The following is a 15,890-nucleotide window of genomic DNA, read 5'->3' on the forward strand; positions in this document are numbered from 1 at the left end:
TGCTGCGTTTCCTTAACAGCCGGTGGTGTTAACTGTTTGCAGGGATCTCCGCGGGAGATCGCCGCAGCCATGAGCATGCACCTGCACGCATGGCTGCTGGCCTGCGCGATGCTGGTCGCGCCGGTGCCCGCAGCCGTTTCGCAAGCGCCCCCCAGTGCGCAGGGTGGCGTTGTGTTGCTCGACATCAAGGGCGGCATCGGGCCGGCCACACGCGATTACGTGCGCAGCGGCCTGCATCGCGCGGCGCAGGCGAATGCCGCCGCCGTGGTGCTTCGCATCGACACGCCGGGTGGCCTGGATGCGGCCACCCGGGATATCAACCAGGCGATCCTCGCCTCCGACGTGCCCGTCATCGGCTGGGTGGCGCCCTCGGGTGCGCGGGCGGCGAGTGCTGGCACCTACATCCTCTATGCCTGCCATCTGGCCGCGATGGCTCCGGCGACGTCCCTGGGCGCGGCGACGCCGGTGTCGATGGGTGGCTCCGGCTTCGGCCCCGAAGAGCCTCAGCGCGGGCCCGACGACGCGCGCCAACCGGGTCAGGAGGCGCAGAAGAAGGAGGAGGGTGCCGGCGAACCGCACAGTGCGATGGAACGCAAGGCCATCAACGACGCAGGTGCCTACCTTCGCAGCCTTGCCGAACTGCGCGGCCGCAACGCGCGTTTCGCCGACGCCGCCGTGCACGACGCAGCCACGCTCACCGCAATGCAGGCGCACGCGCAGGGTGTGGTGGAAATCGTCGCGGACGATATCGGCAGTCTGCTGAAACAGGCAGACGGACGAACCGTGCGGCTCGCGCGAGGCGATGTCGTGCTCCATGTCGAGAGGCGCGCCGTGACCGTGCAGGCGCCCGACTGGCGCGCACGGTTGCTGGCCGTGCTGACCGAGCCGACCGTCGCCTACCTGCTCCTGCTGATCGGCCTGTATGGGCTGGTGTTCGAGGGCTACAACCCCGGCGCGATCCTGCCCGGCATGGTCGGCGTGATCTGCCTGCTGCTGGCCGCGTACGGCTTGCAGGTGCTGCCGGTGAATTACGCCGGCGTCGCGCTGATCGTGATCGGCGTGGCGCTGATCGCGCTGGAGGTTGCGATGCCCAGCATCGGTGCGGCCGGCATCGGAGGCGTGGTGTCGTTGCTGGCGGGTTCGCTGATCCTGTTCGACACCGACGTGCCGGGATTCGGCGTGCCCGGTGCACTGATTGCCGGCATCGGCGTGACGAGCGCACTGGCTTTCATGGGAATGCTGTGGCTGGCCGCGCGTGCGCGACGGCGTCCGGTGGTTACCGGGGTGGAGGAACTGGTCGGCAACCTGGCGGTGGCGACGCGCGATTTCGCCGGGCGCGGGCAGGTGCGTATCCGCGGTGAGGAATGGCAGGCGCAGTCCGACCGGCCCGTGCACCGCGGCGAGTCCGTGCGCGTGCTGGCGATCGACGGGCTGGTGCTGCGCGTGGTGCCGGAACGGGGCGATCTGACCTGAGTGAAGGAGAGGGTGATGTACCTGGCCATGTACTTACCGCTGATCGTGCTGCTGGCCGTGCTGATGGTCAGCGCGATCAAGGTGCTGCGCGAGTACGAGCGCGGTGTGGTGTTCCAGCTCGGGCGCTTCTGGAAGGTGAAGGGCCCCGGCCTGATCCTGCTGATCCCGATGGTGCAGCAGATGGTGCGCGTGGATCTGCGCACGGTGGTCATGGACGTGCCGCCGCAGGACGTGATCTCGCGCGACAACGTCTCGGTGCAGGTCAACGCGGTGGTGTACTTCCGCGTGGTCGATCCGCAGAAGGCCATCATCAACGTCGAGCACTTCTACGAGGCCACCAGCCAGCTCGCGCAGACCACACTGCGCTCGGTGCTGGGCCAGCACGAACTGGACGAGATGCTCGCCGAGCGGGAGAAGCTCAACGACGACATCCGCAACATCCTCGATGCGCAGACCGACCCGTGGGGGATCAAGGTGGCCAACGTCGAGATCAAGCGAGTGGATCTCAACGAGACGATGGTGCGTGCCATCGCACGACAGGCCGAAGCCGAACGTGTGCGGCGTGCCAAGATCATCCATGCCGAAGGCGAGCGCCAGGCGGCGGAGATGCTGGTCCAGGCCGCGCGCCTGCTCGGCGGTGATCCGCGCGCTATCCAGCTGCGCTATCTGCAGACACTGACGGAGATCGCCGGCGAGAAGAGTTCGACGATCGTGTTCCCGTTGCCGATGGAACTGATCCAGTCGGTGCTCGACGCACGCAGGGACCCGTCCTGACGGGAAGGGCTGATGAAAACGACGAAGGGCGCCGGAGCGCCCTTCGTCATTCCACTGGCAATGCGTTTACGCGCCGCGCGGACCGCGACCGCCGCCGGGACGCCCACCGCCGCGCGGGCCGCCCGGACGCGGGCCGCCGCCGGGGCGGTTGCCACCCGGACGGTTTCCGCCGGGGCGATCGCCACCCGGGCGATTGCCGCCGGGACGCGGGCCGCCAGCGGGGCGGTTGCCACCTGGACGCGGGCTGCGCGGCTTGTCGCCGTACGGGTTGAAGCTGCCGGGGTTGGCGTGGTCGGACGGGAAGCTCGGCGCGCCGCCGGGGTGTCCATAGGGACGCGGGCTGCGCTGACCTTGGCCACCGCCACCACCGCCACCACGACGCTGCTCGCCAAAGCCGCCACCGCGGTTCTCACCGCCGAAGCCGCCGCGGTTTTCACCGCCGAAACCGCCACCACGGTTCTCGCCGCCGAAGCCGCCTTCGCGACGCGGGCCGCCGGCGCCCGGACGACCACCGCCCGGACCACCACGTCCGCCGCCGCCCGGCTTGCGCGGACCACGGGCACCATCGGGATTGCGGTGACCGCTCGGTCCCGTCTCGACGCCTTCGGGCACGTACCACGTGCGGAAGGCGGCCGGATTGCCTTCGGGCAGAGGCTTGGGCCCCTTTTCCTTGCGCTGCTTGAACGGCCGGTTGCCGGCCTTGGCCGCGGCTTCGCCGCTGACCGTCAGGCCGCCGTGCTTGCGCGGGCCGCCGCGACCGCGGCCGCCGCGGTCTTCGCGCACGTGATCGAAGCGGCGCAGCTCGCGGCCTTCATCGGCCGTGTTGTGGCCGCCGACGTAACCGTGCGAACGGCTCTTGCCGGTGAGGTCGATGGTCGACTTGGCGGCCTTGCGCTGGCCGATCACCGGCTGCAGCGTGAGCGCGGACGGAGCGCCGTCCTCCAGGCCCAGCTTGCCGCGCAGGCCTTCGACGGCCTCGGTCGCCAGTTCGCGCGACTGGCCGCGCAGCAGCTCGCGCGGAAGCGCGACCTCGCCGTAACGGATGCGCTTGAGGCGGCTCACCTGGCAGCCCTGCGATTCCCACAGGCGGCGCACTTCGCGGTTGCGGCCTTCCTTCACGACCACGCGGAACCAGTCGTGCGAGTCGGTGCCGCCGATGCGTTCGATCTCGTCGAACTTGGCCGGGCCGTCTTCCAGCGAGACACCGCGGGCGAGGCGGTCGACGATGTTGTCCGGCACCACGTCCTGGCCTTCCGGCGCGCGCACGCGGCAGACGTACTCGCGCTCGACTTCGAAGGACGGGTGCATCAGCGCATTGGCCAGCTCACCGTCGGTGGTGAGCAGCAGCAGGCCGGTCGTGTTGATGTCGAGGCGGCCGATCGCGATCCAGCGCGCGCCCTTGAGGGCCGGCAACGCTTCGAACACCGTCGGACGGCCTTCGGGATCTTCGCGCGTGGTCACTTCGCCTTCGGGCTTGTTGTACATCAGCACGCGCGAGGGATCGGTCAGCGCGCTGGCGACGAACTGGCGTCCGTCGAGCTCGATCTTGTCGCCGCTCTTGACGCTCATGCCGACCTGCGCGGTCTCGCCGTTGACCTTCACCAGGCCGTCGGCGATGCGCTGTTCCAGCGCACGGCGCGAGCCCAGTCCGGCCTGTGCCAACACTTTGTGCAGGCGTTCTTCCAGGCGCGGTGCATCGGTGGTTTCCGGAGTGGCGGCGCGCTTGAGGGTGAGCTTGCGGCTCTTTTCTTCAGTCATTTTTGTGTTGCTCCGACGAAACCAGTTCGGCCTCGTCATCGATGGGAACGGTCGTCGTCTCGACGGCGTTGTCTTGCTCGTGATCGTTCTCGTCCGCCGCGCGCTCTCCCGGCGCGGCTTCGGGGTCGCCCTCGGGGGCGTATTCGTTCTCGTCGATGTCGAGGTCGGCGACCTCGTCTTCGGCGGATTCGGTATTCGCTTCGGCGTTGGCCTCGTCGGCATCGCCATCGTCGCCGGCGATGTGCGCCGCAGCCTCGACGGGGGCTGCATCGCCTTCGTCGCCTGCGATGTCCTGCGCGTCGTCGTTTCCGGACGCTTCACCGGCACCGTCGGCGATGCCGCCGGCGGCGATCGGTGCGTTGTCGAACTGCAGCTGCGGCTCCAGTTCGCCGATGTCCTTCAGCTCCGACAGCGGCGGCAGCTCGTCCAGGCGCTTGAGGCCGAAGTAGTCGAGGAAGCCGCGCGTGGTGCCGAACAGAGCCGGCTTGCCGGGGACGTCGCGGTGCCCGACGACGCGGATCCACTCGCGTTCTTCCAGCGCCTTGATGATGTTGCTGCTGACCGCGACGCCGCGGACCTGCTCGATCTCGCCGCGCGTGATCGGCTGGCGATAGGCGATCAGGGCCAGTGTTTCCAGCGTGGCGCGCGTGTACTTGGTCTGGCGTTCCGTCCACAGACGCGCGACCCAGGGGTGCACGTCGGCCTTGACCTGGTAGCGGAACCCGGAGGACACCTCGACCAGTTCCACGCCACGGTCGGCGCAGGCTTCGCGCAGCGCTTCCAGCGCCTGTTCGACGCTGTCCGGCGGCGCGGGCTGGTCCTCGGGGAACAGCGCGTGCAGTTGCGCCAGGGTCAGCGGCTGGTTGGCCGCGAGCAGGGTCGCTTCAACGATGCGTGTGACTAGCTGTTGATCCATGGATTGGCAGATCTCGTGTAGCTCATGCCCGACGATGCGGGCGCCCCAATGATTCCGGCCGCGCGGGCCGCTCAGTCATCGTTCGCTGCCGGCTCGTCGAACTCGTTGCTCAGCTCGATGTCTTCCGCGTCCTTGAGCAGCGCCAGCGACTTGACGTAGATCGGCTGCAGGGGTCCTTCCTGCACGATCTCCAGCAGTTGCTCCTTGGCCAGCGTGAGCATGCCCAGGAACGTCACCACCACGCCCAGCTTGCCTTCCTCGGCGGTGAACAAGGATTCGAAACGGTGGAAGGAGCCGTCCTTCAACCGTTCCAGCAGCTCGCCCATGCGCTGGCGGACACTGAGGGCGTCGCGCTTGATCGCGTGCTGGGTGAACAGCTCGGCGCGCTTGAGCACGTCGTGCAGCGCCATCAGCATTTCCTTCAGGTCCACCGGCGGGGGCAGGCGGACCGATGCGCGGTCGGGCACGAATGCCTGCACCGGCGCGGTGTCGCGGTCCTGGCGGGGCAGGGAGTCGATGTCCTCCGCCGCCTTCTTGAAGCGCTCGTACTCCTGCAGGCGGCGGACGAGTTCCGCACGCGGATCCTCTTCCTCGCCTTCCTCGTTGACCGCACGCGGCAGCAACATGCGCGACTTGATCTCGGCCAGCATCGCGGCCATGACCAGGTAGTCGGCGGCCAGCTCGAAACGCATCTCGTGCATGGCCTGGATGTACTCGACGTACTGGCGGGTGATGTCCGCCACCGGGATGTCGAGGATGTCCAGATTCTGCCGGCGGATCAGGTACAGCAGCAGGTCGAGCGGTCCTTCGAACGCCTCGAGGATGACCTCCAGCGCGTCCGGCGGGATGTACAGGTCCTGCGGAATCTGCAGCACCGGCTGGCCATGCACCACCGCCAGCGGCATTTCCTGCTGCTGAGGCGAGGTGGAGGCCGGGGCGGCCACGGATTGCGGATCGCTCGCGTCGGCTGCGCGTTCTTCGGTCATTCGGAGCCGGCCCCTCCGGGCCGTGGGCACTGCTGTATCGCTTCGATGCGGGCGGCCCTTGGGGGCACGGGATGCAACGGACTGCTTGAAGGTCGTGCTGGGCCCGAACGGCTACGGCCTGCGCGTCACACGGGGGTGTGGCGGCGAACGACGTAGGGTTGCGGGCGCGTTGACCGTCGGGGGCAGCGGCGCACCAGAAGGGTGCGTGCGTGGCGACGGTGTGGGGAGCCGGTCGCGACGGGCCGCTGCAGCCGGCCTTGGGCGTGAAAGCTAGGGTACGGCCTCGTCCGGGCCGTGTCCAGCCGCGCCCCGTCTACAATTCACGTTATCGAGAGCTCCGAAGGAATGGTTGGCCGCATGTGGTACGTGATCGAAGGCTATGACGGCAATGACGTGCTGCCCCGCCGCCTGCAGGCGAGGCCGGAGCACCTGGCCCGGCTGACGGCGCTGCGCGACGAGGGCCGGCTCCTGCTGGCCGGTCCGTGCCCGGCGATCGATTCGGAAGACCCGGGTCCGGCCGGTTTCAGCGGCAGCGTGGTGATTGCCGAGTTCGAATCGCTGGACGCGGCGCGCGCGTGGGCCCAGGCCGATCCGTACGTGGCCGCGGGCGTCTACGAGCGCGTGGAGGTCCGGCCGTTCCGCAAGGTGCTGCCGTGACGACGGGACCGCTGCCGCGCGAGCAGCGGGTGGAGGCGATCCGCGCCGCGCTGGTGGCCGCGCTGGCGCCGGACTCGGTGGACGTCGAGGACGAGAGCCACCGCCATGCCGGCCACGCCGGCGCCGCCGATGGGCGGGGGCACTTCCGGGTGGACATCGTCAGCAGGGCGTTCGAGGCCATGAGCCCGATCGCCCGGCACCGCGCCGTCTACGCCGCCATGGGGGAGCTGATGACCACCGACATCCACGCCCTGGCGATCCGTGCGCGGACGCCCGACGAGGTCGCCCGCGCGGGCTGAGCGGTGTGCAGCCAGCGTCGTGTAGCGTGTCGCGACGCAGCAATCGCGGGGCGTGTTCGCGGAGGTTCACGCGAGTTGGCTGCGCGTTCGAGGTGAGATAACGTCTGCTTTACATCTGGCCCTGTAAACGTTTACAGTCCGCGCGCATCGGCTGCCGAGGGTGCTGCAAGCGTGGCAAGCGTGACCATCAAAGACGTCGCACGCGTGGCCCAGGTGTCGGTGGCCACCGTATCCCGGGCGCTCAACGGGCACGGCAACGTGGCCGAAGAGGTCCGCAACCGCGTCTTCGCGGCCGCGCAGGAACTGCGCTACACCCCTCACGCCGCCGCGCGCAGCCTGAGCAGCCGGCGCACCCAGACGCTCGGCGTGGTCCTGCCGGACCTGCACGGCGAATTCTTCTCCGAACTCATGCGCGGCATCGACCAGGTCGCGCGTTCGCAGCATTTGCACCTCCTGGTGTCGAGCTACCACGGCAACCCGCAGGAGCAGGGTGCGGCCCTGCGCGCCATGCGTGGGCGCGTCGATGGCCTGCTGGTGATGTCGCCCTTCGTGGCCGCGCCGACCCTGCTGAGCGAACACCTCGAGCCCTCGCTGCCGGCCGTGCTGATCAACAGCCAGGCCGGGCTGGACGGCACCGCGGTGCTGGGCGTGGACAACCATGGCGGTGCCGTGGCGATGGTCGAACACCTGGTCGCCAGCGGACACCGCCGCATCGCGTTCATCGCCGGGCCCGAAGACAACTTCGACGCGCACGAGCGCCTGCGCGGTTACCGCGACGCGCTGCGCCGCCTGCTGCCGGACGCGCGCGAGTGGGTGCTGCCGGGCGACTTCGACGAGGCGTCCGGCCATCGTGCCGGCCACGAACTGCTGGCCGCATCGCCGCGGCCGGACGCGGTCTTCGCCGCCAACGACATGATGGCCCTGGGCTGTCTGTTCGCCTTCGCCCAGGCGGGCGTCAAGGTGCCCGGCGACATCGCGCTCGCCGGTTTCGACGACATCCCGCTGGCGCGTTACGTCCATCCGGCGCTGACCACCATCCGCGTCAACATCGCAGAACTCGGCGCGCGCGCGGCGCGCCAGCTGATCGCTCAGGTCGCCGGAGAAGCGGCCGGCGATACCTCTGTCCTGGCCACGCAGCTGATCGTTCGCGAGTCCAGCGGCACCGCGCACACGCCCCCCGGCACGCCGCATTCGTGACGCCGGTACGCCCGGCGATCACGGTGCGTTGTGGCCGCCCGCTGTAAACGGTTCCACACATTTCGCATGCTTTTGGAGAGAGGAAGCATATGAATTCGCAGTTGAAGTTCCCCCGACGCCCCGCGCCCAGGTTGCTCGCCTGCGCGCTCGCCAGCTGTCTTGCCATGGCCGCCCCCGTTGCCATGGCCCAGAGCACTTCCGCCACGATCCGCGGTCAGATCACGGTCGATTCCGCCCCCGCGACCGAGGCACAGGTGACCGCCACCAATACCGCGACGGGTCTGACGCGTCGCGTGCAGGCCATCAACGGCACGTACAACCTCGGTGGCCTGCCGCCGGGCACGTACCGCATCGACGCCGTCGCCAACGGCCAGACCACCACCAAGACGGTGACCCTGCAGGTCGGCCAGACGGCAACGCTCAACCTGGCTGCCGGCGGCGTCACCGAGACCGGCCCCGTCGAAGGCGCGACCACCGTCGAAACGGTCACCGTCACCGGTGAGGCGCTGCCCGAGGTGAAGACCTCCGAGATCGCGACCTACGTGACCAGCAAGCAGATCGACATGCTGCCGCAGGGATCGCGCAACTTCCTGTCGTTCGCCGACCTCGCACCTGGCGTGGACTTCCAGCGCGGCAGCGAAGGTTCGACCCGCATCCGCTCCGGTGCGGGCGCGCCCAATGGCATCAACGTCTACATCGACGGCGTGGGCCAGAAGGACTACGTGCTGCGCGGCGGCATCAGCGGCCAGGATTCGACCAGCGGCAACCCGTTCCCGCAGTCGGCGATCGGCGAGTACAAGGTCATTACGCAGAACTACAAGGCCGAATACGACCAGCTCAATAGCGCCGCCATCGTCGCGACCACGCGCTCGGGCACCAACGACTTCGAAGGGAGCTTCTTCTGGGACCGCACCATGAAGGACTGGCGCACCCGCACGCTGTTCGAGGAGCGCCTGGACACGAAGTCGGAAACCGGCGAGACGCAGTACGGCGCGACCTTCGGAGGTCCGATCCTGCGCGACGTGGCGCATTTCTTCGTTGCATACGAGGCCAAGGAGTTCGACAGGCCGCGTTCGCTCGCGCTCGGTGAAGGTTTCCAGATCGACCAGTTGCCGCCGGACCTGCAGGAAGAGGCGGGTACCGGCCTGTTCGTGGCGCCGTTCAAGGAGGATCTGTACTTCGCCAAGATCGATTGGCTGATCGGCGAGGACCACTACTTCGAATTCACCACGAAGTACCGCGACGAGAGCGAGCTCACCAACATCGGCGGCACCACGTTGCCGAGCTACGGTACGGACAAGCTCAACGAAGAAACCCGCGTCGACCTGCGCTACCAGTACACGAACGGCCCCTGGCTCAACGACGCGCACCTCACCTACGAGGACGCGAGCTTCAATCCCAGCCCCGCGACCGACGGGCTGGGCTACAACCTGATCAACTTCAACGGCACCAACGTCAACGACCGCCTGATCGTGCGCAGCGGCGCCGGCTCCGACTTCCAGGACAAGGGCCAGAAAGGGTGGGGCTTCCAGGACGACCTGACCTTCACCGGCCTGCAAGGTCACACCATGAAGATGGGCGTGAAGTTCAAGGACGTCGACGTCAACGCGATCGAGCGCCAGCCGTACAACCCGCAGTTCACCTATGACGTCAACGGCAGCCTGACCCAGCCGATCCACGTGCGCTTCGGCTCGGCGTTGCCGGGTGTCGGCGACGGCAGCGCCAAGTCGAGCAACAAGCAGTACGGCATCTACTTCCAGGACGACTGGGAGGTCAACGACAAGCTGATCGTGAACCTCGGCCTGCGTTACGACTACGAGGAAAGCCCCAGCTACACCGACTTCGTCACGCCCGCCGACGCCGTCGCCGCGCTGCGCGCATCCACCGCGATCAACGCGCCCAATTCCGGCGTGGATATCGACAAGTTCATCAGCACGGGCAACAACCGCGATTCGTTCAAGGACGGCTGGCAGCCGCGCGTGGGCTTCTCGTACGACCTCAACGCCGACCAGCGCCACGTGATCTACGGCGGCGCGGGACGCGCCTACGACCGCAATCTGTTCGACTGGCTGCAGCTGGAGATCACCAAGGCCACGTTCCCGGCGACGAATGTCTACTTCCGCCGCGCCGACGGTACGTGCCCGATCGCATCGCAGCCGTGCATCGACTTCAACCCGGCGTTCTTCGATCCGGCGACGCTGGCCTCCCTTGCGGCACCGAATGGCGAGGGTCGCGAGGTGTTCCTGCTGAGCAACGACCTCAAGGTTCCGTACTCGGACCAGTTCAGCCTGGGCATGCGTAACACCGTGGGGCAATGGCAGACCGACGCCACCCTCTCCTACGTCGAAAGCCATGACGGTTTCGCCTGGCTGCTGGGTAACCGCCGCCCGGATGGCAGCTTCTTCGCGCCGGGCTTCCAATGGGGTTCGCCGTTCAACCAGGGGCTGGCGGGGTTCAGCAACCTGATTCTCGGCGTCAACGGCCTGAAGACGCGCACCAGCTCGCTGTACCTGAAGGCGGAGAAGCCGTACACGGTCGAGTCGGGCTGGGGCGTCACCTTCGCGTACACCTTCCAGCACGCGCGTGAGATGCGCGAATCGCCGGAAGTGTTTGCGCTGGATTTCCCGACGCTGGGCCAGTACGGCTGGAACGACGCCGAAGTGCCCGACCATCGACTGGTGGTGACGGGCCTCTACGACGGTCCGTGGGGAATGACGTTCTCCGGCAAGCTTTCGGTGTCCTCGAAGATCCCGCGCTACTACGTCAACTGCTTCAATGTCGACAAGGCGAACAACTGCTTCATCGACCAGTACAAACCAGACGGCACGTACGGCTTCAGGCAGGTCGATCTGGCGATGCAGAAGGAGTTCGACACCGGCGCCGGTTTCCGGATGTGGGTACGCGGCGACATCCTCAATGTGTTCGACTGGAACAACTTCGACGGTTACAACGATTTCCCGGGGAACTTCGGCTCGCCCGCGAACCCTAACTTCGGCGAGCCGACGGCCCAGAACGCGTACCCGACCCGTACCTTCAAGCTGTCCATGGGCTTCAACTTCTGACCCGGACCGCCGGTCGCCCACTCGTCGTGGCGGCCGGCGGTTTCGCGGTGTGTGTTCACTCGACGATCAATGGCGTGGTGATGTTCGATTCGTTCCGACGCAGTGGGGGGGCTGCATCGCTGATGGCGGTGCTCGTGTTCGCTGTTGGTTGCAGCCAGCAGAACGAGCCGGCCTCGACGACCTATCCGATCTCATCGGCGCCGCCGGTGGAGGTGGAGGCGTTGAAGCCGACCAAGCTCGAATTGCCGCCGTTGTTCCGCGACATCGAGAAGCGGACGTTCCAGTTCTTCTGGGACACGACCAACGAAGTGAACGGCCTCACGCCGGACCGCTATCCCTCGCGGCCCTTCGCCAGCATCGCTTCGGTGGGGTTCTCGCTGACGGCGTATCCCATCGGCATCGAGAACGGCTGGGTGTCGCGTCGCCAGGCGGTGGATCGCACGCTCACCACGCTCAAGTTCTTCCGCGACATTCCCACGGGGGCGGAAGCGGAAGGAAAGGGGGCCTACAAGGGCTTCTACTACCACTTCCTGCACATGGACACCGGAACGCGCTACCAGAGCTGGGTCGAGCTCTCCAGCGTGGATACGGCGCTGCTCATGATGGGCGTGCTGTTCGCCCAGAGCTACTACGATCGCGACGACCCGCGCGAGAAGCAGATCCGCGACATCGCCGACGAACTCTACAAGCGCGTCGACTGGACCTGGCTGCAACGCAACAAGCCGCTGATCTCGATGGGCTGGTTCCCGGAGAGCGGCATCATCCAGCACGACTGGACCGGCTACAACGAAGCCATGATGCTCTACGTGCTGGCGCTGGCCTCGCCGACGCATCCGGTCGGCCCGGAAGCATGGGAAGTGTGGACGCGCACGTACAACGATTCCTGGGGCGTCTACCAGGGCGAGGAATACCTCGCGTTCGGCCCGATGTTCGGCCACCAGTACAGCCACGTCTGGATCGACTTCCGCGGCATCCAGGACAACTACATGCGCGAGCGCGGCATCGATTACTTCGAGAACAGCCGCCGCGCCGCCTACGCACAACGCGCCTACGCGATCGCCAACCCGATGAAGTGGGAGGAATACGGTCCGGAGGTGTGGGGCCTCACCGCCAGCGACGGTCCGCAGCAGACGCTGCAGGAATACCGCGGCGAACAGCGCCAGTTCCGCCACTATTCCGCGCGCGGCGCCGGCCTGCGCGACACCTTCGACGACGGCACCATCGCGCCGACCGCGGCGATCGCTTCGCTGCCGTTCGCGCCGGAAATCGTCATCCCCAGCACCGTGGCCCTGCACGAGCGCTACGGCGAATTCCTGTATTCCAGCTACGGTTTCCTGGATTCGTTCAATCCCAGCTTCAGCTTCGACATTCCACTCAAGACCGGTCGCCTGGTGCCCGGCTCGGGTTGGGTCGCCAGCGATTACATCGGCATCGATCAGGGCCCCATCCTGGCGATGATCAGCAACTACCGGAACGAGTTCGTCTGGAACGTGATGAAGCGGAACAAGTACATCCGCGACGGCCTGTCGAAGGCCGGCTTCAGCGGCGGCTGGCTGGAACCGGTGAAGGAGGGCGAGACCGCGCCCACCCAGCCCAAGCCGCAGACGCAGGATGAGAAGGACGCTGCCAGTGCACGCTCGCTGGGCGAGGCCGAATCGCGCGCGATCCGCGCATCGCAGTCGCCCAAGCCTTCGCCGTCGCCAGATTCGCAATCCAAGACGAAGTGAGGGTAGGGTGGCCGGCACGCGCGAGACGACGGTGGAGTGATGCGGCGGACCCCGGCATGGCGATGGGCAGGCTTCGCGGCGGCGCTGCTGGTGGCGATGCTGCTGGCGGCCTGTGGTCGCCAGGACGATACGCGCCAGGTCGTACGCTTCTGGGCGATGGGCTCGGAAGGAGAAGTCGTACGCCGGCTGATTCCCGAATTCGAACGCCGTCATCCCGACATCCGCGTTGATGTGCAGCAGCTGCCGTGGACCGCGGCGCACGAGAAGCTGCTCACCGCCTTCGCCGGCAATGCGTTGCCTGACGTATGCGCGCTGGGCAACACATGGATTCCCGAATTCGCGCTGCTCGGCGCGCTGACGCCGCTGGATGCCCACCTCGCGGCAACGCCCGGCGTCGATCCGGCCGACTATTTCCACGGCGCCTGGGAATCGGGCGAGCTGGGCAAGCACGTGTATGCGGTGCCCTGGTACGTCGAGACGCGCCTGCCGTTCTATCGCACCGATCTGCTGCGCGAGGCCGGCATCGCGCGGCCGCCCCGCGACTGGGACGAGTGGCGCACGGCGATGGCCGCGATCAAGCAGCACGTCGGCCCGCAGCGTTACGCCATCCTGCTGCCACTCAACGAGTTCGAGCCGCTGTTGAACCTGGCGATCCAGCAGCCCGATCCACTGCTTCGCGACGACGGACGCCGTGGCAACTTCCGCAGCGCGGGGTTCCGGCGCGCGCTGTCGTTCTACAAGGAAATGTTCGAACGCGGCTGGGCGCCACCGGTCAGCAACAACCAGATCTCCAACGTCTGGGACGAGTTCGGTCGCGGCTACTTCAGCTTCTACATCAGTGGCCCCTGGAACATCGCCGAGTTCCGCAAGCGCCTGCCGCCGAACGTGGCCAACGCCTGGATGACCACGCCGTTGCCCGGCCCGAACGGCCCCGGCGCGTCCATCGCGGGTGGCACCAGTTTCGTCATCTTCCAGTCCTCGCGGCGCAAGGACGCGGCATGGAAGCTGGTTGCGTATCTGTCCGAGCCGCAGGTGCAGACGCAGTTCCATGGCCTCACCGGGGACCTGCCGCCACGGCGCAGTGCGTGGACCAGCCCGGCGCTCACGCGCGATCCGTACGCGCGCGCGTTCCGCGACCAGCTCGAACGGGCCCGCGCTGCGCCGAAGGTGCCCGAGTGGGAGCGCATCGCGCAGGAAATGCGCATCGTCGGTGAGGAGATGATTGGCGGACGCTACGACGTGGACGGTGCCGCCGCCGAACTGGACCGACGCACCGACGCCATCCTCGAGAAGCGGCGCTGGATGCTCGACCATGCCGCCGGGGCCGCGCCATGATCCGTGCGTCCACCGCCGGCTGGATCTTCGCCGCGCCCGCGCTGACGGTGATCGCGCTGTTCTTCGGCCTGCCCGTGCTGGCCGCGTTCGCACTCAGCCTGACCGACTTCGACATCTACGCCCTGGCCGACCTGAACAACCTGCGCTTCGTCGGGTTCGACAACTACCTCGGCCTGCTCCAGGACCGCCTGTTCTGGACGGCGCTGGGCAACACGCTGTACTTCGTGCTGGTAGGCGTTCCGTTGTCGATCGCGGTGTCGCTCGGTGCCGCGCTGCTGCTGCATTCACGGCTGGGTTCGTTCAAGCCGTTCTTCCGCACGGCCTATTTCGCGCCGGTGGTCACCACGGTGGTCGCGGTGGCGGTGATCTGGCGCTACCTGTTCCACACGCGCTACGGCCTGGTGAACTGGGGGCTGTCGTGGGTGGGCATCGATCCGATCGACTGGCTCGGCGATCCGACCTGGGCGATGCCGACGATCATCCTCTTCGCGGTGTGGAAGAACTTCGGCTACAACATGATCATCTTCCTGGCCGGCCTTCAGTCGATCCCGGAAGACCTCTACGAAGCCGCGCGCATCGACGGCGCGTCTGCGGTCCGCCAGTTCCGCCACGTCACGCTGCCGATGCTCGGGCCCGTGCTGTTCCTGGTCAGCATCATCACGCTGTCGGGCTACTTCCAGCTGTTCGCCGAACCGTACGTGATGACGCGCGGCGGTCCCATGCAGAGCACTGTCAGCGTGCTGTACCTGATGTATGAACAGGGCTTCATGTGGTGGAACCTTGGCAACGCGTCGGCGGTCGCCTTCCTGCTGTTCGTGCTGATGATCGCGACGACCAGCGCTCTGATGTGGTTCGCGCGCAGGCGGGGGGCGGAATGAATCCGCGCCTGGCCAAGGCCATCGTCAACGGCCTGCTGATCGCGCTTGCGGTGATCAGCATCGCACCGCTGCTGTGGATGCTGTCGGTGTCGTTCATGCAGGCGGGCGAGGCCAGCCACTTTCCGCCGCCGTTGCTGCCGTCGGCGCCAACGCTCGACAACTACCACGAGCTGTTCGCGCGTGCCGGCATGGGGCGTTACCTGCTCAACAGTTTCCTCATCGCCAGCCTGAGCACGCTGATCGCGCTGCTGCTGAACACCATGGCCGGATATGCCTTCGCGAAACTGCAGTTCGCAGGGCGCGAACGCATCTTCCGTATCCTGCTGGCCGCGCTGGTGATCCCCGCGCAGGTCACGATGATGCCGTTGTTCCTGATGCTCAAGCAGATGGGCCTGGTCAACAGCTATGCCGGCGCCATCGTGCCGTTGATGGCCAGCGTGTTCGGCATATTCCTGGTGCGCCAGTACGCGCGTTCGATTCCCGATGAGTTGCTGGAGGCCGCGCGCATCGACGGCGCCAGCGAGACGCGCATCTTCTTCCAGATCGTGTTGCCCGTGCTCAGGCCGGTGCTGGTGACACTGGCGATCTTCGTCTTCCTGGGCGCATGGAACGATTTCATGTGGCCGCTGATCGTGCTCAGCGACAGCAGTCGTTTCACCTTGCCCGTGGCGCTGGCATCGCTGTCGCGCGAGCACGTGCAGGACAACGAGCTGATGATGGCCGGCTCGGTGGTGACCGTGCTGCCGGTGCTGCTGCTGTTCCTGGTGCTGCAGCGTCACTATCTGCAGGGCCTGCTGGTCGGGAGCGTGAAAGGGTGAGTGTGCGCGG

13 protein-coding genes are annotated in these 15,890 nt (G+C 67.2%); 10 read left to right on the forward strand and 3 right to left on the reverse strand.

Annotated elements, in window-relative coordinates:
* Window positions 1-69 precede the first annotated feature (69 nt).
* Both QLQ15_RS11965 and QLQ15_RS11970 read left to right on the forward strand, forming a co-directional pair.
* On the forward strand, window positions 70-1,473 hold the full coding sequence (locus QLQ15_RS11965) for an NfeD family protein (RefSeq protein WP_283212997.1): 1,404 nt from the start codon (window positions 70-72) through the stop codon (window positions 1,471-1,473).
* Between the two features lie 15 nt (window positions 1,474-1,488).
* The gene (locus tag QLQ15_RS11970; RefSeq protein WP_283212998.1) at window positions 1,489-2,247 is read left to right on the forward strand and encodes a slipin family protein; all 759 of its coding nucleotides are present in this window, start codon (window positions 1,489-1,491) and stop codon (window positions 2,245-2,247) included.
* 66 nt (window positions 2,248-2,313) lie between these two features.
* Here the strand turns inward: QLQ15_RS11970 and QLQ15_RS11975 are convergent, their stop codons facing one another.
* The 3 genes from QLQ15_RS11975 to QLQ15_RS11985 all read right to left on the reverse strand — a co-directional run bounded on the left by QLQ15_RS11975 (window position 2,314) and on the right by QLQ15_RS11985 (window position 5,907).
* Window positions 2,314-4,005 (reverse strand): pseudouridine synthase, encoded by a 1,692-nt coding sequence (locus QLQ15_RS11975; RefSeq protein WP_283212999.1) that lies wholly within the window; start codon window positions 4,003-4,005, stop codon window positions 2,314-2,316.
* Window positions 3,998-4,921, reverse strand: a complete 924-nt coding sequence (scpB, locus tag QLQ15_RS11980) for an SMC-Scp complex subunit ScpB (RefSeq protein ID WP_283213000.1) — start codon at window positions 4,919-4,921, stop codon at window positions 3,998-4,000. The genes QLQ15_RS11975 and scpB overlap by 8 nt, the downstream gene beginning before the upstream one ends.
* Before the next feature lie 71 nt (window positions 4,922-4,992).
* On the reverse strand, window positions 4,993-5,907 hold the full coding sequence (locus QLQ15_RS11985) for a segregation and condensation protein A (RefSeq protein WP_283213001.1): 915 nt from the start codon (window positions 5,905-5,907) through the stop codon (window positions 4,993-4,995).
* Window positions 5,908-6,264: 357 nt separating this feature from the next.
* Between QLQ15_RS11985 and QLQ15_RS11990 the strand changes: the two genes are divergently transcribed.
* From QLQ15_RS11990 to QLQ15_RS12025, 8 genes are all read left to right on the forward strand, one after another.
* Window positions 6,265-6,564 carry a YciI family protein gene (locus tag QLQ15_RS11990; protein WP_283214009.1) on the forward strand — a complete coding sequence of 100 codons (300 nt, stop codon included), beginning with the start codon at window positions 6,265-6,267 and terminating at the stop codon, window positions 6,562-6,564.
* Window positions 6,561-6,863, forward strand: coding sequence for a BolA family protein (locus QLQ15_RS11995; protein WP_432277806.1), 303 nt, complete (start codon window positions 6,561-6,563; stop codon window positions 6,861-6,863). Before QLQ15_RS11990 ends, QLQ15_RS11995 begins: the two co-directional genes overlap by 4 nt.
* A 171-nt stretch (window positions 6,864-7,034) precedes the next feature.
* The gene (locus QLQ15_RS12000; protein ID WP_432277807.1) at window positions 7,035-8,060 is read left to right on the forward strand and encodes a LacI family DNA-binding transcriptional regulator; all 1,026 of its coding nucleotides are present in this window, start codon (window positions 7,035-7,037) and stop codon (window positions 8,058-8,060) included.
* Between the two features lie 89 nt (window positions 8,061-8,149).
* Window positions 8,150-11,122 carry a TonB-dependent receptor gene (locus QLQ15_RS12005; RefSeq protein WP_283213003.1) on the forward strand — a complete coding sequence of 991 codons (2,973 nt, stop codon included), beginning with the start codon at window positions 8,150-8,152 and terminating at the stop codon, window positions 11,120-11,122.
* An 80-nt stretch (window positions 11,123-11,202) separates the two neighbouring features.
* Window positions 11,203-12,849, forward strand: coding sequence for a glucoamylase family protein (locus QLQ15_RS12010; protein ID WP_432277808.1), 1,647 nt, complete (start codon window positions 11,203-11,205; stop codon window positions 12,847-12,849).
* 39 nt (window positions 12,850-12,888) lie between these two features.
* Window positions 12,889-14,184: a sugar ABC transporter substrate-binding protein gene (locus QLQ15_RS12015; protein ID WP_432277809.1), complete on the forward strand. Its 1,296-nt coding sequence runs from the start codon at window positions 12,889-12,891 to the stop codon at window positions 14,182-14,184.
* Window positions 14,181-15,062: a carbohydrate ABC transporter permease gene (locus tag QLQ15_RS12020; RefSeq protein ID WP_283213004.1), complete on the forward strand. Its 882-nt coding sequence runs from the start codon at window positions 14,181-14,183 to the stop codon at window positions 15,060-15,062. Before QLQ15_RS12015 ends, QLQ15_RS12020 begins: the two co-directional genes overlap by 4 nt.
* Window positions 15,059-15,880 carry a carbohydrate ABC transporter permease gene (locus tag QLQ15_RS12025; protein ID WP_283213005.1) on the forward strand — a complete coding sequence of 274 codons (822 nt, stop codon included), beginning with the start codon at window positions 15,059-15,061 and terminating at the stop codon, window positions 15,878-15,880. The genes QLQ15_RS12020 and QLQ15_RS12025 overlap by 4 nt, the downstream gene beginning before the upstream one ends.
* Window positions 15,881-15,890: the final 10 nt, after the last annotated feature.

Source organism: Lysobacter stagni (assembly GCF_030053425.1).
In the GTDB taxonomy this organism is placed as follows: Bacteria; Pseudomonadota; Gammaproteobacteria; order Xanthomonadales; family Xanthomonadaceae; genus Lysobacter_J; species Lysobacter_J stagni.

Excerpts from the sequence above, each read along its gene's own strand:
- QLQ15_RS11965 (WP_283212997.1), top strand. The coding sequence starts at position 70 with ATGAGCATGCACCTGCACGCATGGCTGCTGGCCTGCGCGATGCTGGTC.
- QLQ15_RS11970 (WP_283212998.1), top strand. The coding sequence starts at position 1,489 with ATGTACCTGGCCATGTACTTACCGCTGATCGTGCTGCTGGCCGTGCTG.
- QLQ15_RS11975 (WP_283212999.1), bottom strand. The coding sequence starts at position 4,005 with ATGACTGAAGAAAAGAGCCGCAAGCTCACCCTCAAGCGCGCCGCCACT.
- scpB (WP_283213000.1), bottom strand. The coding sequence starts at position 4,921 with ATGGATCAACAGCTAGTCACACGCATCGTTGAAGCGACCCTGCTCGCG.
- QLQ15_RS11985 (WP_283213001.1), bottom strand. The coding sequence starts at position 5,907 with ATGACCGAAGAACGCGCAGCCGACGCGAGCGATCCGCAATCCGTGGCC.
- QLQ15_RS11990 (WP_283214009.1), top strand. The coding sequence starts at position 6,265 with ATGTGGTACGTGATCGAAGGCTATGACGGCAATGACGTGCTGCCCCGC.
- QLQ15_RS12005 (WP_283213003.1), top strand. The coding sequence starts at position 8,150 with ATGAATTCGCAGTTGAAGTTCCCCCGACGCCCCGCGCCCAGGTTGCTC.
- QLQ15_RS12010 (WP_432277808.1), top strand. The coding sequence starts at position 11,203 with ATGTTCGATTCGTTCCGACGCAGTGGGGGGGCTGCATCGCTGATGGCG.
- QLQ15_RS12015 (WP_432277809.1), top strand. The coding sequence starts at position 12,889 with ATGCGGCGGACCCCGGCATGGCGATGGGCAGGCTTCGCGGCGGCGCTG.
- QLQ15_RS12020 (WP_283213004.1), top strand. The coding sequence starts at position 14,181 with ATGATCCGTGCGTCCACCGCCGGCTGGATCTTCGCCGCGCCCGCGCTG.
- QLQ15_RS12025 (WP_283213005.1), top strand. The coding sequence starts at position 15,059 with ATGAATCCGCGCCTGGCCAAGGCCATCGTCAACGGCCTGCTGATCGCG.